Source organism: Solitalea longa (genome assembly GCF_002920915.1).
GTDB lineage: Bacteria > Bacteroidota > Bacteroidia > Sphingobacteriales > Sphingobacteriaceae > Solitalea > Solitalea longa.
The window spans coordinates 519,815-543,614 of sequence record NZ_PQVF01000001.1 but is presented as its reverse complement, the minus strand read 5'-3'; the positions used below and the strand labels follow the sequence as shown (position 1 = coordinate 543,614).

General features: G+C 37.1%; 29 protein-coding genes. 19 read left to right on the top strand and 10 right to left on the bottom strand.

The window, feature by feature from the left end; all coding sequences use genetic code 11:
• The first annotated feature begins 309 nt into the window (after positions 1-309).
• From C3K47_RS02520 to C3K47_RS02490, 7 genes are all read left to right on the top strand, one after another.
• The gene (locus C3K47_RS02520; protein ID WP_133159316.1) at positions 310-819 is read left to right on the top strand and encodes a hypothetical protein; all 510 of its coding nucleotides are present in this window, start codon (positions 310-312) and stop codon (positions 817-819) included.
• Between the two features lie 84 nt (positions 820-903).
• The gene (locus C3K47_RS02515) at positions 904-1,635 is read left to right on the top strand and encodes an SMI1/KNR4 family protein (RefSeq protein ID WP_103787491.1); all 732 of its coding nucleotides are present in this window, start codon (positions 904-906) and stop codon (positions 1,633-1,635) included.
• 166 nt (positions 1,636-1,801) lie between these two features.
• Positions 1,802-2,254 carry an energy transducer TonB gene (locus C3K47_RS02510; RefSeq protein ID WP_165784611.1) on the top strand — a complete coding sequence of 151 codons (453 nt, stop codon included), beginning with the start codon at positions 1,802-1,804 and terminating at the stop codon, positions 2,252-2,254.
• 149 nt (positions 2,255-2,403) lie between these two features.
• Positions 2,404-3,024 carry an FEKKY domain-containing protein gene (locus tag C3K47_RS02505; RefSeq protein ID WP_103787489.1) on the top strand — a complete coding sequence of 207 codons (621 nt, stop codon included), beginning with the start codon at positions 2,404-2,406 and terminating at the stop codon, positions 3,022-3,024.
• 161 nt (positions 3,025-3,185) lie between these two features.
• On the top strand, positions 3,186-4,379 hold the full coding sequence (locus C3K47_RS02500; protein WP_103787488.1) for a hypothetical protein: 1,194 nt from the start codon (positions 3,186-3,188) through the stop codon (positions 4,377-4,379).
• Positions 4,380-4,530: 151 nt separating this feature from the next.
• Positions 4,531-5,259, top strand: coding sequence for a DUF6843 domain-containing protein (locus tag C3K47_RS02495; protein WP_103787487.1), 729 nt, complete (start codon positions 4,531-4,533; stop codon positions 5,257-5,259).
• A gap of 80 nt (positions 5,260-5,339) precedes the next feature.
• Positions 5,340-6,245 (top strand): NmrA family NAD(P)-binding protein, encoded by a 906-nt coding sequence (locus tag C3K47_RS02490; RefSeq protein ID WP_103787486.1) that lies wholly within the window; start codon positions 5,340-5,342, stop codon positions 6,243-6,245.
• 31 nt (positions 6,246-6,276) lie between these two features.
• Here C3K47_RS02490 and C3K47_RS02485 read toward each other — a convergent pair whose 3' ends face one another.
• Entirely contained in the window at positions 6,277-7,146 is an 870-nt protein-coding gene (locus tag C3K47_RS02485; RefSeq protein ID WP_243392483.1) for a winged helix-turn-helix domain-containing protein, read from the bottom strand.
• Between the two features lie 195 nt (positions 7,147-7,341).
• On the opposite strand from C3K47_RS02485, the gene C3K47_RS02480 reads away from it, so the two are divergent.
• The 8 genes from C3K47_RS02480 to C3K47_RS02445 all read left to right on the top strand — a co-directional run bounded on the left by C3K47_RS02480 (position 7,342) and on the right by C3K47_RS02445 (position 12,847).
• Positions 7,342-7,908 carry a hypothetical protein gene (locus C3K47_RS02480; RefSeq protein WP_103787521.1) on the top strand — a complete coding sequence of 189 codons (567 nt, stop codon included), beginning with the start codon at positions 7,342-7,344 and terminating at the stop codon, positions 7,906-7,908.
• Between the two features lie 154 nt (positions 7,909-8,062).
• Positions 8,063-8,446 (top strand): DUF5958 family protein, encoded by a 384-nt coding sequence (locus C3K47_RS02475; protein WP_103787484.1) that lies wholly within the window; start codon positions 8,063-8,065, stop codon positions 8,444-8,446.
• Between the two features lie 157 nt (positions 8,447-8,603).
• A complete protein-coding gene (locus tag C3K47_RS02470) occupies positions 8,604-9,020 on the top strand; it encodes a hypothetical protein (RefSeq protein ID WP_133159315.1) in 417 nt (138 codons plus the stop codon).
• Positions 9,021-9,147: 127 nt separating this feature from the next.
• Entirely contained in the window at positions 9,148-9,525 is a 378-nt protein-coding gene (locus tag C3K47_RS02465; protein ID WP_103787482.1) for a hypothetical protein, read from the top strand.
• Between the two features lie 181 nt (positions 9,526-9,706).
• On the top strand, positions 9,707-10,258 hold the full coding sequence (locus C3K47_RS02460; protein WP_207765221.1) for an RNA 2'-phosphotransferase: 552 nt from the start codon (positions 9,707-9,709) through the stop codon (positions 10,256-10,258).
• 250 nt (positions 10,259-10,508) lie between these two features.
• The gene (locus C3K47_RS02455) at positions 10,509-11,390 is read left to right on the top strand and encodes an AraC family transcriptional regulator (protein WP_103787481.1); all 882 of its coding nucleotides are present in this window, start codon (positions 10,509-10,511) and stop codon (positions 11,388-11,390) included.
• 65 nt (positions 11,391-11,455) lie between these two features.
• Positions 11,456-12,178 carry an SDR family oxidoreductase gene (locus tag C3K47_RS02450; RefSeq protein WP_103787480.1) on the top strand — a complete coding sequence of 241 codons (723 nt, stop codon included), beginning with the start codon at positions 11,456-11,458 and terminating at the stop codon, positions 12,176-12,178.
• Between the two features lie 297 nt (positions 12,179-12,475).
• Positions 12,476-12,847, top strand: a complete 372-nt coding sequence (locus tag C3K47_RS02445) for a hypothetical protein (RefSeq protein WP_103787479.1) — start codon at positions 12,476-12,478, stop codon at positions 12,845-12,847.
• 106 nt (positions 12,848-12,953) lie between these two features.
• Here the strand turns inward: C3K47_RS02445 and C3K47_RS02440 are convergent, their stop codons facing one another.
• The 4 genes from C3K47_RS02440 to C3K47_RS02425 form a co-directional block, all read right to left on the bottom strand.
• Positions 12,954-13,202 (bottom strand): DUF1456 family protein, encoded by a 249-nt coding sequence (locus C3K47_RS02440; protein ID WP_103787519.1) that lies wholly within the window; start codon positions 13,200-13,202, stop codon positions 12,954-12,956.
• Positions 13,203-13,327: 125 nt separating this feature from the next.
• Complete coding sequence (gene ahcY / locus C3K47_RS02435) at positions 13,328-14,656, bottom strand: adenosylhomocysteinase (RefSeq protein WP_103787478.1); 1,329 nt, start codon at positions 14,654-14,656, stop codon at positions 13,328-13,330.
• A gap of 219 nt (positions 14,657-14,875) precedes the next feature.
• On the bottom strand, positions 14,876-15,325 hold the full coding sequence (locus C3K47_RS02430) for a GNAT family N-acetyltransferase (RefSeq protein WP_103787477.1): 450 nt from the start codon (positions 15,323-15,325) through the stop codon (positions 14,876-14,878).
• Positions 15,313-16,215 carry a LysR family transcriptional regulator gene (locus C3K47_RS02425; protein WP_103787476.1) on the bottom strand — a complete coding sequence of 301 codons (903 nt, stop codon included), beginning with the start codon at positions 16,213-16,215 and terminating at the stop codon, positions 15,313-15,315. The genes C3K47_RS02430 and C3K47_RS02425 overlap by 13 nt, the downstream gene beginning before the upstream one ends.
• A gap of 152 nt (positions 16,216-16,367) precedes the next feature.
• Here C3K47_RS02425 and C3K47_RS02420 point away from each other — a divergent pair, with 152 nt between their 5' ends.
• Positions 16,368-16,766 carry a rhodanese-like domain-containing protein gene (locus tag C3K47_RS02420; protein ID WP_103787475.1) on the top strand — a complete coding sequence of 133 codons (399 nt, stop codon included), beginning with the start codon at positions 16,368-16,370 and terminating at the stop codon, positions 16,764-16,766.
• A 49-nt stretch (positions 16,767-16,815) separates the two neighbouring features.
• Here C3K47_RS02420 and bla read toward each other — a convergent pair whose 3' ends face one another.
• The 4 genes from bla to C3K47_RS02400 all read right to left on the bottom strand — a co-directional run bounded on the left by bla (position 16,816) and on the right by C3K47_RS02400 (position 19,278).
• On the bottom strand, positions 16,816-17,541 hold the full coding sequence (gene bla / locus C3K47_RS02415) for a BlaB/IND/MUS family subclass B1 metallo-beta-lactamase (RefSeq protein ID WP_394341675.1): 726 nt from the start codon (positions 17,539-17,541) through the stop codon (positions 16,816-16,818).
• Between the two features lie 73 nt (positions 17,542-17,614).
• Positions 17,615-17,821, bottom strand: a complete 207-nt coding sequence (locus tag C3K47_RS02410; protein WP_103787473.1) for a helix-turn-helix domain-containing protein — start codon at positions 17,819-17,821, stop codon at positions 17,615-17,617.
• A gap of 3 nt (positions 17,822-17,824) precedes the next feature.
• Positions 17,825-18,367, bottom strand: a complete 543-nt coding sequence (locus C3K47_RS02405; protein WP_103787472.1) for a DUF2975 domain-containing protein — start codon at positions 18,365-18,367, stop codon at positions 17,825-17,827.
• Positions 18,368-18,570: 203 nt separating this feature from the next.
• Positions 18,571-19,278, bottom strand: a complete 708-nt coding sequence (locus C3K47_RS02400; protein ID WP_103787471.1) for a class I SAM-dependent methyltransferase — start codon at positions 19,276-19,278, stop codon at positions 18,571-18,573.
• Positions 19,279-19,365: 87 nt separating this feature from the next.
• Between C3K47_RS02400 and C3K47_RS02395 the strand changes: the two genes are divergently transcribed.
• Entirely contained in the window at positions 19,366-20,250 is an 885-nt protein-coding gene (locus C3K47_RS02395) for a LysR family transcriptional regulator (RefSeq protein ID WP_103787470.1), read from the top strand.
• A gap of 468 nt (positions 20,251-20,718) precedes the next feature.
• Here the strand turns inward: C3K47_RS02395 and cls are convergent, their stop codons facing one another.
• Positions 20,719-22,200: a cardiolipin synthase gene (gene cls, locus C3K47_RS02390; protein ID WP_103787469.1), complete on the bottom strand. Its 1,482-nt coding sequence runs from the start codon at positions 22,198-22,200 to the stop codon at positions 20,719-20,721.
• Positions 22,201-22,335: 135 nt separating this feature from the next.
• Between cls and C3K47_RS02385 the strand changes: the two genes are divergently transcribed.
• Both C3K47_RS02385 and C3K47_RS02380 read left to right on the top strand, forming a co-directional pair.
• On the top strand, positions 22,336-22,746 hold the full coding sequence (locus tag C3K47_RS02385; protein ID WP_103787468.1) for a BrxA/BrxB family bacilliredoxin: 411 nt from the start codon (positions 22,336-22,338) through the stop codon (positions 22,744-22,746).
• Between the two features lie 273 nt (positions 22,747-23,019).
• Positions 23,020-23,733, top strand: coding sequence for an MORN repeat-containing protein (locus C3K47_RS02380; protein ID WP_133159314.1), 714 nt, complete (start codon positions 23,020-23,022; stop codon positions 23,731-23,733).
• The last annotated feature ends 67 nt before the right edge of the window (positions 23,734-23,800 follow it).

Genomic DNA, 23,800 nt, shown 5'->3' with positions numbered 1-23,800 from the left:
ACTGTGGTGACCTTGATATTGGTGCGGGAGAATTTAGTGTAAAAGAGAAGTATGTCAAAAATGGATGGACTAGCTATATGTTAGAAAATATGATGCCCAATGGAGCTATTGTAAAACCAGTGGGTGACAGCAAAACTAAAATAAAGAAATGGTGGGAATAAAAACTGGTGCTAACAGCCGCTTACCGCAAACGCGGTGGACGTGCAATTTTGAACTGAAAACTTAATTAATAAATTTACGCCTCGGCGGACTTAGAAGCAGGTATTTTCACCGCGCCTTCGGCAAGCCCAAAACGTTAGTCGCAACACTATGAACAACATCGGGAAATATATCGCTTATTGCATTCTTGGACTCTTAGTCACCTATAATTCTATGTTATTTTACATGGGTGCGGGATACGGTCAACTTCAAGGTATATTTTATTTTATTATAACAGATTCACCTGAATTGTCCCACCTTAGCGACAATACATTGTTAGTGTTAAATTTTATAACAGGTGTCTTATTTATGGTAGGGTCGTTTTGTGGTATTGCATTTCCATTTATTTATAAATATTCGGTATCCAAAAGACTTAAATATTCAATAGTTGCGACCATAATTCCTACATTCTTAATTGCTATCAAACTTAATTTTTTACCCCAACCTGATTCCTATTCCGAAGGACCTGAAAACTTTTCTGAAGAAAACGGTTACACCCAAAGAGTGTATGTCTGGTATACAAAAAAAGACACCATTATTAAAAAATGGAGAAGTGAAAAACCATTCTCATTTTATAATAAATATCCAGCAGCTAGAGTAAAATGGGTACGTGTGAAGTAAAGTGCTGCGCCTAACCCACGCTTGCCAAAACGTTACCCGCAAGCATAAAGCGACACCCAACAAGATACCAGAAAATCAAGATGCATGAAACCAATAGAGAAACTAAAATCTATTTTGACAGAGCAATACATTTCGGAAGACGGAGACGAATACAAAGTTGAGCTTAAAGAAGGTTTGACCGACCAACAAATAGACGAATTGACTAAAATGTCACCCAATGGGCAAATACCAACTGAAATTAGAGAGTTACTAAATTTTGCAAGTGGATTTGAGTTTTTCGGACTTGGGGAAGTGACTTTTGATGGTTTTGGACAATTTGGATTTGAAGAGTTCTTCCCCTATTCAGTTCAACTTGCAGGAGACGGATTTGGAAATTTTTGGATAGTAGATGTTGACAAAAATGGAAATTGGGGAAATGTGTTTTATGTTTGTCACGATCCTGCCGTAATTGTAAAGCATTCAGACAATCTAACTCAATTCATAGAACATGTAAATGAGTTTGGAAAAAATGGAGACAACTCTAACATTGACATAATTCACGAAAAGGTAGTTCTGGATATTTGTAATAACAACAACGGATTTATTGAACTTGAAAATGCAAGACAATCGAACGACTCGATATTAAAAAACTTTGCATTATCACTCCCAAACAATTTTGTTATTGCAGACTTGCGAAATAAACCGTTTAAAAATGGTTTTGCTTGGGGTAGGTTTGGCCCTAATATAGAAAATGTAAAAAGGCACGAAGTAGAATTGCTATGGGGAATTGAAAAACCATTAAAGATAGGACTCTTGTCAAAACTTTTCGGACAGTAAGGATTAAATAAAAAAGAATGCCTGCAGGTAACATGTGCTTTCCGCAAACGTGGTGAACCTGCAATTTTGAACTGAAAACTTAATTAATAAATTACGCAACGGCGGAGAATGACGCAGATATTTTCACCGCGCCTTCGGCAAGCGCCAAAACGTTATGTGCAATGCTATGAGACATTTACTATTCTTAATGCTTTTATTTTTGACTTCTTCTTCTCTTTATGGACAGACTACGTCAAAAACTGATACAATTTTTGACCTTTCAAGCCATCCTGAACTAAAAGCGCCTCAGTTTCCAGGGGGACAGAATGAGATTGTTAAATTCATAAGTAAAAACTTTAAATACCCCAGACTGGCAAAAGAGGCCAGGGTTGGTGGTATAGTTGAAATAAAATTTATAGTTGACACTATAGGAAATGTAACTGATATTGAAGTTATCAAGGGCGTGCGAGAAGACATAAACAATGAAGCTATTCGACTAATATCATTGCTTAAAGGCTGGACACCTGGAGAAGACAATGGCAAAAAAGTGCGAGTTCATTATAAAATTCCAATAAGTTTTTACCCAGATGAGAAATGGAAGGAAGAATTTAAAAGAAATCAAAAGTTGGGACAAAATTAGCACTTCACATAACCCACGCTTGCCGCAAGCGCGGTGGACGTGCAATTTTGAACTGAAAACTTAATTAATAATTTTACACCACGGCGGAGAATGACGCAGATATTTTCACCGCGCCTTCGGAAGGCTGGAACGTTATACGCAAAAGCAATATGAAAAAGCCTCTAAAACTAATCTTGATTGTAGCAGCAGCTTTGCTCTTCTTCCTAGAGTTAGTCCTAGAGTTTTCCAATGTTGGACAAGATTGGAATCTTTTTTTAATGAATCTTAGACGGTTTGACTTTAAATACACCTTGGTAGTCATTTGCGTCCTAATATGTGCAAGCAGTTTTCTTGCGCTAATTAAATATAAAAAATGGGCGTACAGAACAAAACTGACATACATTATGCCTATTGTTTTTATTATTTTTACGTCATATCATCTAGCAGGGTTGGTGGATTACTACTATGGACTTTCAGAGGATTACAATTACTTTCGAGCTCGCAGGGATATTAGTTATGGAAAAATCCAATTGCTTGCTGTCGGACTACTTGTCGATGAGTCTATAGAAGTTCAAAAAGCTAGAGATTCGCTTTGCCAAGCATTTGGTTTCAAAACGATTCCAGTAGGATGTATCAGGACTGAAGGAATTGAACGATACAACGAGACTATGGAGGACTTTTTAGTATCAAAAAATGGAAAAGATTGGCAACAGACTTTTTATCGAAAGATGGACTCTATTCGGAGTATAGACGAAAAAAGAAAAGCTTCAGCTGCTAACAAAGTATGGTAACCAATGCCGGTTCTGTGATATGGGCGTGTTCAGTTCTTTGTAGTACTCTAGTAAGTAAATGTAGCTGCTGTGTTCCTAATGCGGCAACGGCTACAATACCTAATCGTTGGCGGTAATGCCTCGTGACGGCCAAGTAGATAAATTTTGAGTACTTGAATCTAATGACTAAAAGACTACTTAGCTTACTTTTTGTTTCGCTGACAATTTATAGCTTCGGACAAAGTGCGAAAGAGCAACTCAAAATTGCTAACGCAGCAAATGTAGCCTTGACAGATTTTTACGAGGAGGTGCGCTTTATTGACAGAGGTGGCTACTTCATTATTCCTGTTACGATAGGTTCACGGACTTACGATTACATCTTTGACACGGGAGGTTACAATACCGTAACAACCGACATCATGACCAGAAATGAGCTACCTGAATTAATGAAGGTGACTGTTGGAAGTTCGAATCAAATTAAATCAAAAATAAGTCTCAGTAAAATACCTCGCCTTAGTGTGGGCGACATTCCATTTACCGATGTTGGTGTCTTCGGTTTTGACTTTAACGAGTCTCCGATAATCAAGTGCTATACTAACGGTGGACTTCTTGGAAAGGGAGTTATAAGACAATCGGTTTGGCAGATTGACTATCCGAATAAGATTATACGACTGGCTGACAACGTGAGCAAAATGCCAAACCTTGAGAATTCAGTAAAATTGAAAGTGGAGCTTGACAAAGTGTTCAACCCTTTTATACAAGTAGAAATTGACGGAAGAAATCAAAAATTCATGTTAGACTTTGGCTTTGGTGGTTTCATTTCGTTAACAGAAAAGACAGCTAACCAATACAAATTTGCTACTACAATTGAAACAGACGGTGAAGGAGCCATTGGAGCAAATGGTGTAAACCAAGAATCAATGTTTATTTCAAAGCTGACAACTGTTAGAATTGCAGGACAAAATTTAGATAATCAGGTAGCGCTCTATTCTAAATCAAACAATTACAATTTGATTGGTTCAGAAATTGCAAAATATTTCATTGTCACACTCAATTTCATAGAAAAGGAATTGATACTTACACCAATTGCAAAAGCTTCAGTTGACCCATTTAAATCATTCGGAGTAGATATGAACATGGATGAAAAAGGTATTTACATAAGTAGAATTTACAAAGGACTTGACGGAGAAATAAAAGGATTACAACTTAAAGACAAAATAATTAGTGTCAATGCGGTAACGGTTGACAGCTTAAATATTTGCGACAGCTATTTTAAGCTTCGTGAAACGCTTCATCAAATGGAGAGTTTGATCATAAAAATAAATAGAGACAATGTTGTGAAGGAGTTTAAACTACAAAAGGCAGAATTGAAATGAGGCAAATACCGCCAACAAAAGCTATAACCAATGGCGGGCGAAGAGTATGTTTAAATTTTTATCTTCCTTCTTACCTTTTGTCACGGTGGATAATGACGGTTTCAAAAGCCGCCACTGGTTATAGCCAATCGTTGATGGTAATATTATTTAAATGAGTGACGTGATAACTAAAAGAAACGGACTTTTTATCGTTGGGACAGTATTACTGACTATTGGTGCAGCCGTTACGACCTTTGCGACATTTTTTGTTTTCTTCTACGGAATTCCAGTAATCGCTTTTGTTGTTGGACTTATTTTAGTTTGGCTAAGTGGCCGGACAATTAAGACAAAGGCGTTTTTGACAGTGACACCCATTGTGGTATTTTTTGCTTACCAATACTTTTGGCGGCTGTCTAACACGGCTGACCCAGAGACATTCTTAATTCCTTCCTCGTTCAGAGGTAAAGTTCACGTGCTATTCAATGAGTCATGTGGACAAGAGGAAAAATACGAAAATGACAGACGAGTTTACGACATTCCGGACAATGGAATACTACTGACAAAGTTCAAAGACGAATACGGGTTTATTGACCACCAATACTTCTTCGTTGACAGTTTAGGTAATCGGACAATGATTCCTAAAATGGACGTTCGAGACTTTAATGAAGAATGGACGATTGAAAAGAACCCTAAGGAACCTTCTCGTGATAGTTTGGGCGTATTTCACTGGGGGACAACGGGAAATGGTGAACACTTGGACGAAGGGAAATATTACTATCAAGAATTTTACGTGGCGACGTATAGACAACTGAGTGACTCATTCGGATTTCAGTACGACAAACAATTTGACTCGATTGAGTATAAATTGTTAAAGGACTGTAGAAAGATCGGTGTAAAATAATACTGCCCACAACATACACAAATGTTAGCGGTCATTGTAATAGAGGCTGAAAACTTAATCAAAAAACAAACGATTTATAAATGAAGAAAACTATAGTAGTAGTTGGTGCCACAGGAAATTTGGGAGTAAAAATTATAAATGCATTATTAGCAAAGGAAGCGGATGTAAAGGCTATTGTACGTTTAGAAACCGATATAAAAAAGATAAATGAGTTAGAAAAAAAAGGTGTCACAGTGTACCAGGTGGATTTTAATAATAAATCTGAAATTTCAAAGCATTGTATAGGTGCACATTGTGTTGTCTCTGCTTTGGCTGGTTTAAGAAAAACGGTTGTGGATACTCAAAAAATTGTCCTGAATGCTGCAATTGAAGCGAATGTGCGAAGGTTTATACCAAGTGATTACTCGATTGATTTTACCAATTTAATAGAAGGCCAAAATAGGAACTTAGATTTAAGAAAAGAGTTTCATCACTATCTTGACAAAGCACCCATTAAAGCTACCTCTATATTTAACGGAGCTTTTATGGATTTACTAACTACGGATATGCCTTTGATTATGTTTAAACTAAAACGTATCCTTTGCTGGGGTAATCCTAATCAAATTATGGAATTTACTACCACCTATAATGTTGCCGAATATACTGCGGAAGTAGCATTGGATGAGGACTCGCCAAGATATTTAAGAATAGCAGGAGACAGATTATCTTGTAATCAGTTTGCAAAATTACTAACAGAGCTTACAGGTAAAAAGTATAAAATATTCAGGCCGGGAGGAATTAAACTTTTAAATATTCTCATTAAAATAACCAGATTCTTTTCGCCTTCAAAAAAAGACCTTTATCCTGCTTGGCAAGGAATGCAATATATGAGAGATATGATGGAAGGTAGAGTAGTATTCCAAAAATATGACAACGATAGATATTCAAAAATAAAATGGACCTCAATAAAGGAATTTTTAAACTTGGAAGAAGTGAACCTAAAATAGTTGGCTTTAAAAGCCAGTAAAAACAACGAACTTAAGTGCTAATTTCAAGTTTATATCCTTTGCCGCGTATGACAACAATCTTGATATTAGGATCAAATTCCAGTTTTTTTCTAAGTTTTGAAATGAACATATCCAGACTACGGCCTACTATAACACCTTCATCTTCCCAGATCTCTTGTTGTAGCCGCCTTCGGGCTATAGCCTCGTTAGGAGACAAGGCAAAAATGCGTAGTACACGGGTTTCCGTTCTGGTCAAGTCTATGGTCCTTCCATTTATCATAAGTTTACGACTCTCCGCGTCGAACGACATTGACCCTAAAATGAATTTACCAGTATGCTGAGCGTCAGGTGAGGTCTTCCTCGGCTTAACAGATCTTAAAAAAATAAATCCAACAAATGCTAAAACTGACAGGCTGCCCATAAGATATCCATTCTTTGCTGTAATTAATCCTGTCGGTTTGAATTTAATATTAATCATGTAACACGCTATGGGTTGGCCTCTTCCTATACAGGCTACAATATCATCTTTCTTATTTTTTGATATAGCATATCCATAGGCTACACTGGCATTGGCACAGTTCAGTACATTAACAACGTAATCACCTGCGAGCGGATCTTTGGCTAACAAACGCTGAGTGATCTTTACCAGGGATTCGGGTTGAAAAGTGAGCGCATTTGCAAAACTGATCTGGTATTCATTTTTGGCGATCTTTTTTACCGGTAGCACCCGTGATACACTGTCGCCCGATTGAAGGAGTATTTCGTGTCCGATTCGGCGAAGCAAAATTTCCCTTCTGGCAAAGTCAAAGTCATCATTGCCGGTGATGTTGAAAGCCACCCCGATTAAAGAGATAAACGTGAGTAGTAATAATACACCCAGGTGCTTTCGTTTGACTGGCAAGAGATTTCTTCTAAAAAGCATAATGTCAAGATATTATTTACCAAGTTTACACTATTATTTACAATCCAGGCTCCTCCATTTGAACACTATCAACGTATTTTTGTTGCAACAACCTTAAAAGGATACGAAAAACAAAAGCATGCTTAATCTAATTTACCAGGAGCTAAATCTATGTTAAGTAAACCTACACAAAATATGAAAAAAGTTATTTATGCGCTGATCTTACCGCTGGTTGTGGTAAGCGGATTAGTATTTGCCAATCGCGAAATCAAAAATGAAACTTCTAAAAAATCAGTTCCAAAGCCCCTCTCTGCTGCTGAAATGAACGCCGAATTAAAAAAATGGGAGGCTAGCCCTGATGGTATAAAATACAAAGAATGGGAAGCGTCTCCGGAAGGTAAAAAAGTGCTTACCGCTGCTGCTAAAATAAGGAAGGATATAAGTGCTTTTACCAATATGGAGGCTGTTGTAACCTCTCTTTTTCTTCCGCCAGGCTCACGATTAGGTTTCGGAGTGATGGCCAGGATCAATGGTGAGGATTATATTCTTAGTTTTGGGCCTGAAACATTTGACAAGAATTTTTTGAACTTTAACTATGAATTTCACCAATTGCATAGCCTGAAAGTTAATGACAAAATAATTATAAGAAGCCGTAGTGTATCGCACGCGCCCAAGTATTCATATCCAATAATATCGGGCGACTATGTGGAGCGAGATAGTAAAATAATTTATATACGCGTCCCTCGCAAAGACGGCTGCTGAGTAAAGTTATGCTGGGAAGACTTTTACAGAATTTAAAGGTAAAGAGAGTGAGAAATAACATTTTTAGCCTATATTTTTAAGATGGAATGAGGCTTCAGGCGGTGCATTTTTTCGGCATCGAAAAGTGATCAACATTTTTAAATCTTCATTTCTCATGAACCACAGTGAAATTTTATTAAACAGTTATTCCCAAGACAAAATCTCAAAAACTGAATTGTTGACCTGGTTTACAGCATTACCAGAAATTGAAAAAAAGGATGTATTGACTAGCTTAAGTTGGTTTATAGAAAATGTGCATCCGACAAATGACGAAATTCATTTGGGAATAAACAGTTCTGGTCTAAAAAACACATACACTGCAGCAATTCTTCTGGCGAACAATACTTTCAACATTGCTTTTCGAAAAATATTAGATTTGCCAGCAAGTGAAAACCAAAAAAGCTTTGAGTTTTTAATCTCAATTTTTAAAATCGCCGACCACAGGCGTAGAACTTTCGAATGCAAAGGTTACTGCAACCATGAATGGCATTGCATTTAATCTCCGCAGCCACCCCTACACAAAACACACTTGCCAAAATCGCGGACGACGTGCAAGTTTGAAATCAAAACCAAATTAATATCTTGCATCAGGGCTGACCATTAAGCGCAGTTTTCTTCGCACCGAACGGCAAGCCCAAATCGTTATGTGTAACTTTATGAGACAGCTACTGACATTTATAATTGGATTATTTTGTTCATTTACAGCTTATGCAGACTGTGCTGTGTCCGGTCTTTATGCATTTCCAGGTGGGTCCACAATCAAGCAAAACTCAATATTCGTTCCTAATGGATATGCTGAAAGCCAAAATGTTATTTTGAGTCTAAACAAAAAACACAACATCTATCTTAAAGGGGGGAATAAATCTAAAGGAGGACATATTTCCGTTTACTATAAATTCTCTAAATCGAGGGATTCAAAAGGAATTAAACTTCTAGACCATGAGAAAGAACGAGCAAGGTACTTTAGATGGACAGAAAAAAAACTAAAAAATCAGTATGATGGTGAGATTCAACTTGACTATGGCGAAAGATTTTACAGAGTACTAAAATTAATTCGTAACACGACTGGTTAAAAATTGCCGTGCCTGAGTACTAACAGTAACAATGCATACAAACTATGCCGGCAGAGGTTAATGATTAATTATTAATTATATGCGAACCCTGGCTGCAATTTGAGAAATCCACAGAAAATCAATTAAAATGAATAAACTCTTAATTACGACCTTATTAGTTTTAACATCGTGTGCTTTATCATTCGGACAAAGCACGACTTTAGATGAACAGAAATATTCTGATTGCAGGCTCATAATTCCAATTGACTATAAGGACATTGAAAAAAACTTTGAGGAATCAAAAAAATACGCTGACATCGAAATCGTGCTCATCGAAACTAATGGAAAGGAAAAAATAAAAAGTTTTAAACGGGGTTTTATTCGTAACTGGGAACGTAATGGCAAAAAAGGTGTTTATTTTGAGCCAAGTGAGTCGGTGAACGCCCCTCAAAAAGCAGCCTATTTTCCTTTATTCAATGACAAAAAAACTTTTTGCTACAAGGCTGATTGTTATTACAGCAAATAGGCAAAATTCAAATAGCTGGTAACACACAGAAAACACAACTTACTTTGGAACTCTTAATAACGATACTGAATTGAACTCTGTATTGCTCAATAGAACGAAAAGACTACAAATGAATTTTCAGAAATAAATACAGCTTTTAACTTGATTTTTGCGAATTGGGACCACAGCGACTAAATAAAAAATGATTAGCGATAAACAGATAACTCATATTAGCAAGTTTTTAAGTTTGGTATTGCGACACCAACCTGAAACAATTGCTATTCACCTTGACCAAAATGGCTGGACAGACGTTGACGACTTGCTTGACAAAGCAAATAACTACGGAATTTCGTTTGACAGAGAAATACTAGACCACATTGTTGCGACAAACTCAAAAAAACGATTTGCTTTTAATGACACGCTTGATAAGATAAGGGCAAGTCAAGGGCATTCAATAGAAATAGAATTAGGTTATACTAATCAAAAGCCACCAGAAATACTTTTTCATGGAACAGGAGAAAAGTCAGTTCAATCAATTTTGAACACAGGAATTGAAAAACGGAACCGACAACATGTTCACTTGAGTAGCGATATTGAAACTGCGATAAAAGTTGGACAACGACACGGAAAGCCTTTTGTGTTTAGGGTGCTTTCTGAACAAATGCATACAGACAACTTTGAATTCTTCATTTCTGACAATGGTGTTTGGTTGACCGACTATGTGCCGACAAAATATTTGAAGCAGAATGACTAAAAGAATAACAGCCCTTAACACAATGCATAAACAATGGAGGGTATTGGTTTAAGGTAAAAGTATCATCTTTCATAATATGTTTTTGCAAGAGGCAGTGACGCACAGCTTACACCCGCAACTGCTCATGCACAAGCTGCAAATTAAAAAATCACTAGAGAAATTGACATTTTACAGAAAGTAAGAAAAACTGCAAAAAGCAACATGTAAGCGGTCATTGTGGGACTATACGGCAAACCTCAAACAGACACTAATGCAAGAAATAAAAGGATTACTTGAACAAATAAAGCAACACGATAAACTTGCAATTAGAGTAAGCTCTAACTCAAATAATTATCTGCCTGCCGATGTAATGAAAATGCTTACCCAACCGCATAGAAAAGCCAATTATTTTTTTGTGTTTGTTGAAAGTGGTTCAGTTACCCATAAAGTTGATTTAAAAGATTTGACCATTACAAGCGGACAGTTGTTTTTCGTTTTACCTAATCAAATTCACTCTGTACCTGAACAGAAGAAAGATGATATCGAATGTTTCAAAATGAGTTTTGACCAAAACTGTTTGTCTTTACTTCCTAAACACTTTTTGTTTTTACTCAATCCTTTAAACTCGCAAATCATTTCGTTTAATAGCGATTCAAGACAACGAGTGCAACTACTTTTTGAAATACTCAACAAAATTTTGCATGCAGACAATGACCAAAAAGATTCTGAAATTATTTTGGCTCATCTTAATGCACTTATGACTGAATTTAACAATGCATATTTTAAAAATGTTGTAAAAGAAAAATCGGAAACAAACAAACTTTCCAAATACATCGAGTTTCAAATTGCAGTAGAAACTCATTTCACGGAGCAACATTCTGTACAAACCATTGCTGACCATCTTTCTATCACTACAAATAATCTTTACAACATTGTAAAAGAGTTTTCAGGTGTATCGCCAAAAGAGTTTATCACCAATCGTTTGATGTTAGAGGCACAAAGAAAGCTTTTTTATTCCGATACATCGGTAAAGGAATTGGCTTATGAATTAGGTTTTAGCGACCCGGATTATTTTTCTAAGCTTTTCAAAAAAACCACTGGAAAAAGTGTTACACAGTTTGTTGGAAGCATTCAAGATTTGTTAAGCAATTAAAGTGAATAGTCCATCTCTCTTGATTTAGCTTCCGCGACTTTTACTGTTCATCAAAAAATACAAAAATGAAATCAGCATTAGTAACAGGAGCAAACAAAAGCATCGGTTTTGAAACGGCTAAGCAATTAGCACAGCTTGGGTATTTCGTTTACCTCGGTAGCCGAGACAAAACGAAAGGTTTTAAAGCAATTGAAAATTTAAAAGCAATAGGCTTAACAAATGTGGACTGCATTCAATTAGATGTAACAGACATCAATTCAATAAAAGCCGCAAGACAAGAACTTGAAGCAAAAACTCAAAAGTTAGATGTACTAATTAATAACGCAGGCATTAGTGGGGGCTTTCCGCAACCAGCAACAAATGTTTCTGTTGATACCTTGCGAGTTGTATTTGAAACTAATTTTTTCGGAGCAGTTCAAGTAACGCAGGAGTTTATTGAGTTGCTGAAAAAATCAGACCAACCCAGAATTGTAAATGTAACCACCGAATTATCTTCATTAACAAATCACAGCGACCCAAACTGGGAATTTGCACAATTCAAACCTGCAGCTTATGGTCCATCAAAGACCGCTTTGAATGCATACACTGTAATGTTAGCGGTTGAACTCAAAGACACCAACTTCAAAGTGAATTGTGTATGCCCCGGGTTTACTGCTACAGACTTTAATAATCACCAAGGAACCAAAACAGTTGAGCAGGGCGCAAGCGTAATTGTAAAATATGCAACGCTTGACGCTGAGGGTAGGACAGGATGCTTTTTCAGCGAAGAAGGCCTAACGGCTTGGTAACAATGGACCACATAATAATAGAAAAACGACGAACCACAAACTGCATCGACCAGTAGTTGACGCGGGAGAGGTAATAGAAAGTTTTGTATCTTAAAAAGCATTTAAGGGAATAGGCAATTGAGTGTTCCAAACGCCAATTATTGGCTTCAAAACCTTAGCAACAATCGTTAAACTTATACGGAACAGGTATTCTAAAACTCAAATAGGGCTGAAAATTAAAAGCACATAGGCCCAAGTTTTCATTGTGGCAAATGGGGTTATATTCGCCAGCAGCTCACGATACTAAATAATTTTCTTATGGAAAACAGAGGAGATAAATGGGAATGGCCTGAAGAACTTGATGCTTTAGTTGCTGCTCCAGAACACCATCGATTATTAAGCGAAAATGGTTACGTTAGGGTTATTGATACTTTAATTCCGCCTGGCGAAATCACTAAACTGCATACACATAAATGGCCAGCATCACTTTACGTAATAAGTTGGTCAGATTTTATCCGGTATGACGAAGACAATAATATTGTTTTGGATTCTAGAAACCTGGCTTCTACCCCCGTTCCGGCAAGCTCGTTATGGTCTGAAGCCTTAGCTCCGCATTCGTTGAAAAACATTGGCGACAAGGACATACATATAATTAGTGTGGAAATAAAAAACACTAATGGCAGTGCCTAACAACACGTTCTCACAAATTGCTTCAAGGAAACATTAAACAATTGAATGATGAATTCATTATTCTACATCTTGTTGATGCAAACAGTGTGGCAAGAAAAATACTTTTTTATTTTGAGGCTTCTGTTTTAGGTCTTTCTTCTCTAACACCTCTTTTATAAATTATTAACCCATTGAGGAAATTACGTAGAATCTGATCGCCCATTGGTTTAAAGTTTGGATGATCTTCAGCTCTGAAAAAAGCGGAAAGTTCTGTAGCTGTGATTCGAAAATCAACCAAAGCCAAAATTGCAACTATATCCGAATCTTTCAGTTTTAGCGCCACGCGAAGTTTTTTAATAACATCGTTATTACTCATACGATCAATTTTTATCATTTATAAAACATCAGCGCCTCTGTGTCTCTGCGTTAAAATATAATCGCAAAGGCGCAGAGGCGCTAAAGTTATGCTAAAAGCTAATGGCTATTGCCAATAGCTAATTATTAATATCTGTATGCTTCCGGTTTAAACGGACCATCAACGGAAACGCCAATGTAAGCTGCTTGTTCAGCAGTCAGTTCATCTAACACAACGCCAATTTTAGCTAAGTGTAAACGAGCTACTTTCTCATCTAAATGCTTCGGCAAAGTGTACACTTTGTTTTCGTATTGATCAGTGTGTAACCATAACTCTAACTGCGCCAATGTTTGGTTGGTAAATGAGTTAGACATTACAAATGAAGGGTGACCGGTTGCACATCCTAAGTTAACCAAACGACCTTCAGCCAATACAATCACATCATTACCATCAATAGTGTATTTATCTACCTGAGGTTTAATTTCGATTTTAGTATTACCGTAGTTCGAGTTTAACCAGGCCATATCAATTTCGTTATCGAAGTGACCGATGTTACAAACGATGGCTTTATCTTTTAAAGATTTGAAATGCTCGCCAGTTACGATGTTATAGTTACCAGTAGCAGTTACTACGATATCCGCCTCTTTAACGGCATCTTTCATTTTCTTCACTTCGTAACCTTCCATTGCTGCCTGTAAAGCACAAATTGGATCGATCTCGGTAACAATTACGCGAACGCCTGCAGAGCTTAATGATTCAGCAGAACCTTTACCCACATCGCCATAACCGGCAACTACAGCAACTTTACCAGCCAACATTACATCGGTAGCACGACGAATAGCATCTACCAACGACTCGCGGCAACCGTATTTGTTATCAAATTTCGATTTAGTTACCGAATCGTTTACGTTGATAGCCGGCATGTATAAAGTACCGTTTTTCATACGCTCGTGTAAACGGTGAACACCGGTAGTAGTTTCTTCAGAAAGACCTTTAATACCGTCGATCAGTTCAGTGTAAACATCAAAAACCATATTAGTTAAGTCGCCACCGTCATCTAAGATCATGTTCAACGGCTTATCTTCTGAACCGAAGAATAAGGTTTGCTCAATACACCAGTCGAACTCTTGTGCATTCATACCTTTCCAGGCGAAAACCGGGATACCTGCGGCAGCAATAGCAGCGGCAGCATGATCCTGGGTTGAGAAAATATTACATGAACTCCAACGAACCTCAGCACCTAAATGCGCTAATGTTTCAATAAGAACGGCTGTTTGAATGGTCATGTGCAAACAACCTGCAATGCGTGCACCTTTCAATGGTTTTGAATCACCATATTCGGCACGAATAGCCATTAAACCAGGCATTTCGGCTTCGGCCAATTCAATTTCCTTGCGGCCCCATTCAGCCAGCGACATATCTTTTACCTTATAAGGCAAACTCAAATCAATTTTTGATTTACTGATAGTTGACATACTATTATAAATTTTGTGCAAAGTTACATAACAGCGTAACAAGATGAAAACATGATTTTCACTGAATAAAATTCAAAAAATCGGAAGTTTTTAGTCCTGAATACGAAATAGATTTTGAAAAATCAGGTCAGCAACATGCAATTTCCCGGCCAATGTTATGGCTTTTGCTAATCTTCTTTCTGTTTTTGAGATCAAATATTCGTTATGAAGTATCATGATCTAAACTTCTAACGAAAACCTCATTTTCTCTTTTTCAATAGCTCCTAATCGTTTATAGAATTTGATGGCTCTATCATTGAAGAGGGGCGTTTGCCATTGGATATTTATGCATTCTTTTTCTATGGCGATCTTTTTTAATATTTCAAGAATAACCACTCCTATTCCGGCACCTCTAAAGACAGGATCCAGATAAAGGCAATCCATATGTAAGAACAACGCAGCATCCCAGGTAGAGAAATCAAAGGTATAGGTTGAGTATCCAACTAATTCTTCACTGCTCTCTACCACCAGGCAAAAGAGTTTAGGATTTTCAGAAAAGAGTGCCTTTTGAAGCTTTTCAGATTTTCCGACAGAAGAATAGACTGCTTGCTCATATGCAGCATGGCGTTCACAAAGCAAAACCAATTGATCCAGATCTTTTTCTTCTACCGGTCGTATCAGGTATTCCATTGTAAATTGATCTCAGTTTGTAAAAACTCAATGAAATGATTGAAATATTCGGGGTAGGTTTTATTAGTTGAAACAGCTATATAATGCTTACGTTTCAACCCATTTTTACCAATTTTAACAGCTTTAAGGTTAGGATTATTTTTTAAATAAGGCTGCAGCGACCATTTTGCCATCGACATTATTCCCATATCCGCTTTTACCATTTCAATAGAAGCTTCGGTTAATGGAAGTGGGGTGATCTTTTTGGGTTTAACATTGGCGGGGGCTAAAACAAACTGATGAACGGTAACTGTTTCAAGCGGCAGCGAATGAATGATCAAATGCTCTGAAGCAAAATCTTCGGCTATAACATATTTTTTGGCAGCCCAGTGATGATTTTCGGAAACCACCATCATCATCTCATCCTGAAAAAGTTCGATGTATTTTATGTTTTCGTTTTTCATTGGATCACTAACAATGGCTACATCCAGCACATCATCCAACAGTTTTTGCAAAGGATAATGTGTGGCTTCCATCACAATTTTCAATTCTACATTGGGGTACAGTAAATGAAATTGCTTTAACACCGATGGCAGCCAATGATAACTTGAGTAGCATTCGGTACTGATCCGAATTTCTCCAACTTCACCGTAAACCATTGCCTTTATTTCTTTTTGCGTTTCGGCAAGTTTATTTAATATTTCATTTGCCGTTACATAGATCTTTTCTCCTGCCTTTGTCAGGGTGAGCTTTTTATTGGCCCTATTAAAGATCTTAATGCCGAGTTGGTATTCGGCTTCCTTTAGCTGATGGCTTAATGCCGATTGAGTAAGATGTAACTTGTCAATTGCCTTTGTGATACTGCCCTCTTCAACAATCGACTTTATTAAACGTAAATGTCTTATCTCCATTTATTAAAATTAATAGGATTACACAAAACTGTCGATAATAAGCCAAAAAATTGCATGAAAATTATTGATGAAATGCATGAATTCTTTTCGTTTTTATTGAAAGAAGCTGCTTTATAGTTTTGTCTTATTATTTAATCAACAACTTTTACACTATGGATTTACAAATTAAACATTATGAGAATAAACTAGCTTTTGAGATGGATCCATCTGATTTGTTCGAAGCAATGAACAGTGGAGAAAAAATCGTTCCCCTTGACGCCAGAAAAGCTTTTGGATTTGAAGCAGAGCATATTCCATTGGCTATTAACATTCCTCATCGCGAAATGAATTTGGAAACTACCCAGCATTTAGACAAGGATATTTTATACGTTACCTATTGCGATGGAATAGGTTGTAACGCTTCAACAAAAGGTGCTTTAAATATGGCTCGGTTAGGCTTTAAAGTAAAAGAACTGATTGGAGGAATTGAGTGGTGGAAGTTTGATGGCTATGCCACAGAAGGAACCCAAGTAACCGCAGAAAACGGGCAAAAAATTCAGTGTGCTTGTTAAGATATAGAGGCACAAACAATCAATTTTCGATGTTTGTGCCTCTTACTTTTTATTTATCTCCGGGCTTATAATCTTTTAAAAGCTGAAGTGTATAATCCAAGCTTTTAGGGTTTTCCCAGCTAAAATGCCCGGGAATAATGAACCGTGGGGCTGGGCATTTTTTCATCACATTTTTTACACTAGTGGGCCAGGCTTTAACATCTGCATCAGCCACATTTCCCAAGTCAGGACTTTCAGTACTTTTTACAAAACAGCCTCCATAAAGTATCTTCTCCTTTGGATACCAGATCACAATATTGTCTTTGGTATGCCCTGCTCCGGGATAAAAAGTAGTAAACCTATGCTCACCAACTGTAAAGGTAGTATCGTTGATAAAGTAATACTGAGGCTGCTTTTCGTTATGCGTTTTGCACAAGTCGTAGGTTTGTTTTGAGGTATAGGTTTTAACTCCTCGGTATTTTAAAAACTCCAGTCCTGCAGTACGATCAGCGTGATAATGGGTAGAAATGGCCAACACCACTTTCTGATGATGTCGTTTTTCAATGCTATCGAGTAAAGGTTGAAATTGGGTAGTATCCCAGGGTGTATCAAACATTACCACGCCGGCTTTGGTCAGCAAGTACATACTGTTTGATGGGATAATAGTACCACCAAAGTTTTTGTAAGTGGTATACACATAAAAATCACCGGTAAGGTGAGTAATCTTTAAACCTTCGGCCGGTTTTTGCTGATTAAAGCAAGCTAGTAGAATGGAGGTAAATGCCAGCGTAATTATGGTTTTCATAGTTAAATTAAAAAGTTTACCTATCAGCAAGATAGGTAAACTTTTTTAGCAGAGTACCAGACTCTTATTCATCTGTGTATTCAAGTATGTCTCCGGGCTGGCAATTCAAGGCTTTGCAAATTGCCTCGAGCGTGCTAAAGCGAATAGCCTTAGCCTTTCCTGTTTTTAATATGGAAAGATTGGCCAATGTTAAATCTACTTTCTCCGAAAGTTCGTTAAGTGACATTTTGCGCTTGGCCATCATCACATCAAGGTTTACGATAATAGCCATAACTTAAATTGTTAAATCACTTTCTGATTGGAGTTCTACACCCCGTTTAAATATCTGCGAAATGATAAAGATGAGTCCCGCCATGAAAATATACTCTCCTGCCACCCAGTCGCCGTACATTTTTCCGGTAAGTTTCATTAGCCATGCAGTATAGCCACTGCTGGTCATGCCCACCAACCATATTGAAAACAACATGTAACTGATCTTCTCCAAAATCTTTACGATTTCCATATTAAAGGGATTTTCGAGATTGAATTTTGAAAAGAGTTTAATAACAAGAATCCAAACGAATGCTTTCATTAACACAATGGAAACCTTGAACGAAACAACGCCCGTATAATACCAAAAGTTCATTTGGCGCAGATCGTAATAATTTAATCCTTTGTAAAGGTTCTTTGCCCCTTCGGGATTTGAACAACTCACAATAAAGGAAAAAAGCATGGCTCCTGCTTCAATCATAAATGCCACAAATGCAACCCAAGCGAGGATATGCATTACCGAGAGAATTTGTTCTGTTCTCGTTTTAGGTTTAGCAGTTAGTTTCATAACATTGATAATAAAGTTTGTATTTCAAATATCAATAATTATTTATTGAAAAACAATAAATTAAATTCGTTTTTCAATAAATATTTTTCGAATATCATTCTATATCAATTTAATACGACGCAAAAGGGCTCTGAACTGATCATTCAAGGCCCTTTTCTTGCAAGCTCGAAAATGTTAATCCATAGGCAGAAAAATAGTTTCTTTTATTTAATCCCTCCAAAAGCACCAAAGCACATATTCTTATGCAAAATCTCCACACTGCTAAAGCCTACTTTTGTCATTAAATTAAGTTGATAATTCATAGATCGTGGCGAGTCTTCTTTGGCTACATAATCCAGCACTTTCAGCCGATATTCCTCTCCTCCGATGTTTTCCAAATAGTCGCCATAGCGCTCCCAGGTATATTCGTTTAACAATTCGGTATCCTGTGTAATTAAGTCCGATATCATTAAACAACCTCCGGGCTTTAACAATTTATACAATTTGATAAAAGTCGTCTCCCAATCGGCATCATCGCGTAAATGATGTAAAACAGCACCGGCCAAAATAATATCGAACTGGTTGTCGCTTAAATCAGCCTCGCGAATATCACATTGAATAACATCCACCTTGCCGGTTGTTTGTGCCGAAACCCGTTCATAAGCCTTTTCTAACATAGGTTTGCTCAAATCAACCAAGGTACAGTTCAGGTTAGGCAATTTAGAAAGCATCATCAAGGAGTAATTGCCTGCGCCGCATCCTATATCCAATATAGTTGTGGCATTAGGCACAATGCGTTTTGCAGATTCGGTAATTAGCTCTAACGAAATTTTGGCATCGATGGTTGATAACTGACCCGTATCTAAATTTGAGAAACGCTCGACGTCATTATCAAAACGCTCCCTGATCTCAGCTACTGTTGATTTATTCATATGCTTTTTTGTTTAAGCAAGATTAACAATATCATTCATGACTTAAAAATACTTAATTTGCCAATTAACAATACCTATTAAGTATTTATGGAATTAAGGCATATAAAGTATTTCCTGGCATTGGCCGAAGAATTAAGCTTTATAAAGGCTGCAGACAAACTGTTTATCTCACAACCACCACTTAGCCGGCAGATCAAAGAATTAGAAGATGAACTTGGCACACGTTTGTTTCACCGAAACAATAAACGGGTTGAACTCACCGAAGCTGGAAAATACTTTGAAAAAGAAGCAAGGCAATTATTGCAATCGCTGGAGCGGATAGCGTTGAAAACGCAAAAAATAGGGAACAACATTAGCGGTGAATTTAGAATTGCTTACATAAGCTCCACATTTTCAGGCCATATTACGGAATTGATCAAATACCTGTCGGCACAATATCCTTACGTTAATTTCAGGCTATACGAAGTTTCAACATCGCGACAAATAGCAGCCCTGGAACAAGGAAAACTCGATTTGGGAATCATCCGTGGACCACTTAAATCTCCGCATTTAAGAATTGAACAGTGGTTTCAGGATAGCTTTTCCTTAGTATTCAACATGCATCGAATTAAGATTACTACAGAAGAAGAAATGAGAAGCTTGAGCAATGAAACCTTTATCTTTTTTAATAAAGATCACTCACCCTACTACTATGAAACTTTATTGCAATTATGTGCAGCTTATGGTTTTGAGCCCCGGGTAACACATGAATCAAACAATGTTAACTCTATTCTTCAGTTGATCAGTGATGGCTTGGGAAGCTCCATCCTGCCTACAAGTTTTGTTAAGAACAATCAATTGCCGGATGTTGGACATATTGAAATTACTGCGGCAAATCAATTTTCAGAAGTTTTGCTGGCTTATTTTAAGGATAACCTTTCAGAAATTACTGAAAAAGCGATCAGTTTTTTACAAGGAAAAATAACGGAATGATGTTTTTTGGGTAATTCAGGGTGGTTAAATTGTCTGTCCGGCTGTCTCCTCCAGACAGCCGAACGACAAAAAACCTAAAATTTAATATATGAAAGGGTCAATATGCTTCTATATCATTGATGCCATAACCAATAAAAATCATTGGTCATTCTTCGAAAAGAGGAGCGTTTTGTTCTACAAATTTCAAGAAAGCGTTTTGCCAAACATCAGAAGGTTTTAATCTTTAACCGAATTCATTTTAAATAACATTTAAACGAGCCTTTAGAAATTGCCCCTTTAACTTAGGTTTTTAAATGCCGCGTTTACAGTATCCCAAAGCTCCCGCGTATAAAGTCCTAATTTAGAATTTAATCTGAAATTTAAAAATGATAACTAATGTTTAAACTATTGAATTGGCCACTTTACATTCAACTAATTGATTATCTGCAGATTATTTTTTTTAAAAAAAGAGGGGAATAAAAACAAAGCCTACAGGATCGGTGAAAGCAAACGACATAATGATTCGAAGAAATGCTTAAACCAACGGCGTTTAAGCCAATAAGCGGGTGAAATTTCGCGACTTTCGGCAAGGTCATTTAAAAAAGCTTGTTTTAACTGCTGGTTAATGGCTTCATCAAAAACAATAGCATTTACTTCAAAATTAAGTTCGAAACTACGGATATCCATATTGGCCGTTCCAACCATCGAAATTAAATCATCAACAACCATGGTTTTGGCATGCACGAAACCTTTTCGGTACCTAAAAATACGTACCCCACATTCGAGCAACTCTTCATAATATGATTGGGAGGCCGCTCCTACAAACTTTGAATCAGAACGACCAGGAACAAGTAATCTTACATCTAGCTTACTTAAAGCAGCATTTTTCAACGCATTAACAATGCTTTCGTTAGGAATAAAATAGGGTGAGGTGATATAAATAGATTTTTTAGCGTTGTTAATTGCTGAAAGATAACTAAGCATAATATTGGCCTGATCGGAATCAGGACCACTAACCGCAATTTGAGCCATTTGATCACCTACGGCCTTAACATCCGGAAAGTATTCATGCTGAAAGAACAACTCTTCTTCGCAGCAAAAGCTCCAGTTCAAAGCAAAGAACAATTGCAGCGAGCGTACTGCCTCACCTTCAATTTTCAGATGCGTATCGCGCCAAAAGAGCTCATTTTCAATACCCACATTTACGTATTTATCAGAAAGATTTATCCCTCCTACAAAACCCACTAAACCATCAACAACTACGATCTTCCGATGATCACGATAATTCTGCCGGTTTGAAAAAAGAGGAATATTGATCTTGTAAAAAGGCACAGCCTGAATGCCCGCTTCCTTAACCCTTCTCAAAAACTTCTTGCTTAAAGAGCATCCAAAGTCATCATAGATCAACCTTACCAAAACACCCTCCTGCACCTTTCGGATCAATATCTCAAAAAGCTGATCCACCACCAGGCCTTCTTCAATAATATAATACTCAAGGTGAATATGGTGCCGTGCATTTTCCAGGGCATCAAATAGGGAAGGAAATTTCTCTTCCCCATTAATAAGCAGCGTGATCTTATTATTGTCCGTTAATGGTAAACGACCTTCATAAGTAAGCAAACGGATGAGCCGTTCATAATCTTTCAACTTCTCCGAATACTCGAGCAAATTATCCTCTGACAGCTTATAAACGTAATTATTTATCCTCCGTTGCAGCTTTTCATCCTCATGAGCTTTTAGGCGGTAGAGCTTTTTCTTCCGATAATTTTCACCAAACGCATAGTAAATAAGAATTCCGATGCCCGGTAACAGGAAAAAGATCAGCAAATAGGCAATTGTTTTTGAAGGGCTTCGGTTTTCGGAAATAATGATCACGGAAAAGAAAAAAGCAATAATGTAACCGAGTGCCAGCAGCAAAGTGGTAAACGGAATCTGGTGCCAAGTTTCAGTAAAAAGATTGCTTAAGTGCATTTGATAAAGAAGAAACGGTTTAGCTAAAATAGCAAGATTAAACAAAACCACATGTTTCGGTTTTTGACAAAACAATTACGTCAACTTTAAGTTATTCCTATTAATTTTGCATTCAATTATCAGACTTATAATATTATGTACCCAGAATACATGGTTGCGCCGATGCGCGAGGAATTAACCAATGATGGTTTTGAACAATTAATGACCGCCGATGATGTTGAAAAAGCAATCGCTTCGGAAGGAACTGTGTTTGTAGTAGTGAACTCTGTTTGCGGTTGTGCGGCTGCCAATGCTCGTCCTGCTGCTCGTTTAGCCGTTAAAAACGAAAAAAAACCAGGTAAAATTGTTACCGTTTTTGCCGGCATGGAAAAAGAAGCAGTTGACAAAGCACGTGCGTTTATGTTGCCTTATCCACCATCATCACCTTCAATGGCTTTATTTAAAGATGGCAAATTAGTTCATATGGTTGAACGTCATCATATCGAAGGCCGTCCGGCTCAAATGATCGCCGAAAATTTAGTAGGTGCTTTTGAGCAATATTGCTAAGAAAAACATTTGAATAAAATACTGGAGCCGAAGAACCATCTTCGGCTTTTTTGTTATAAGAGGTTTTAAACTGAATATAAACGTTTTACACGCGGAATAATAAGACTAACTCTTTAACTAATGCCATTTGTGAGCAATGAGGGCTGATTGAAATGTTGTAAGCTTATTTTTTTAATTAATTTTGGCTTTGGTATCTACTTCTAAAAGCGCTCAAATTTGGAAGGAAAAAGAACCGTTACAGGGCTTTATGCTACAGATGAAAATTTTAAAACCATGAAAATAAAAAAAGCTCATTTAGGATTCCTCCTAATGATTATTATCCTGTTTATTACTAAAGGATCAAAAGCTCAAACCGAAACATGCCGCGTTCTTCTTGATAAGATCTCAAATGAGTATAAAGGAAGTTGCCTAAATGGATTAGCCGATGGAAGCGGCAAAGCCATTGGTACGGAGGATGTTTATGTTGGAGAGTTTAAGGACGGCTGGCCAGATGGAGTTGGTACCTATACGTTTAAGAATGGGAATGTTTATGAAGGGTTTTGGAAGAGAGGAAAAAAGGAAGGCAAAGGGAAGTTTTCGTATAAAATAAATGGCAAGAAGCAAGTTATGACAGGATACTGGAAAAATGATGAATATGTTGGGCCTGTTAAACCAGAAACTTCAGGCGATAGCTACAGAGTTAGTTCTTCAACAGGGATCTTTAATTATTCAATTGACGAAAATTTAAAAGCAGAAGATAATGAATGCGACATCCTATTTTCAATTAAAAGTGCCTTTACAGATTACCTTCCTTCTGATTTAAAGATTGAAAACACATCGGGACAGGTTTTTCAGAATGGGAAGAAATTTGGAGTACGTAATCATTTTTATCCATTGCACTGTGAAATAAGCTATACAATTCAACTTGGAGATGCCAGAAAACAATGTCGATTTATTATAGAAATATTAAAAAAAGGGAAATACAACGTTAAGATCAATAATGATTAATTAAATCTCGAGGCACACCAACAATAGTAAGTGTGCCTCAAGACTTTCCTTCTTCACAAGTTAGTTA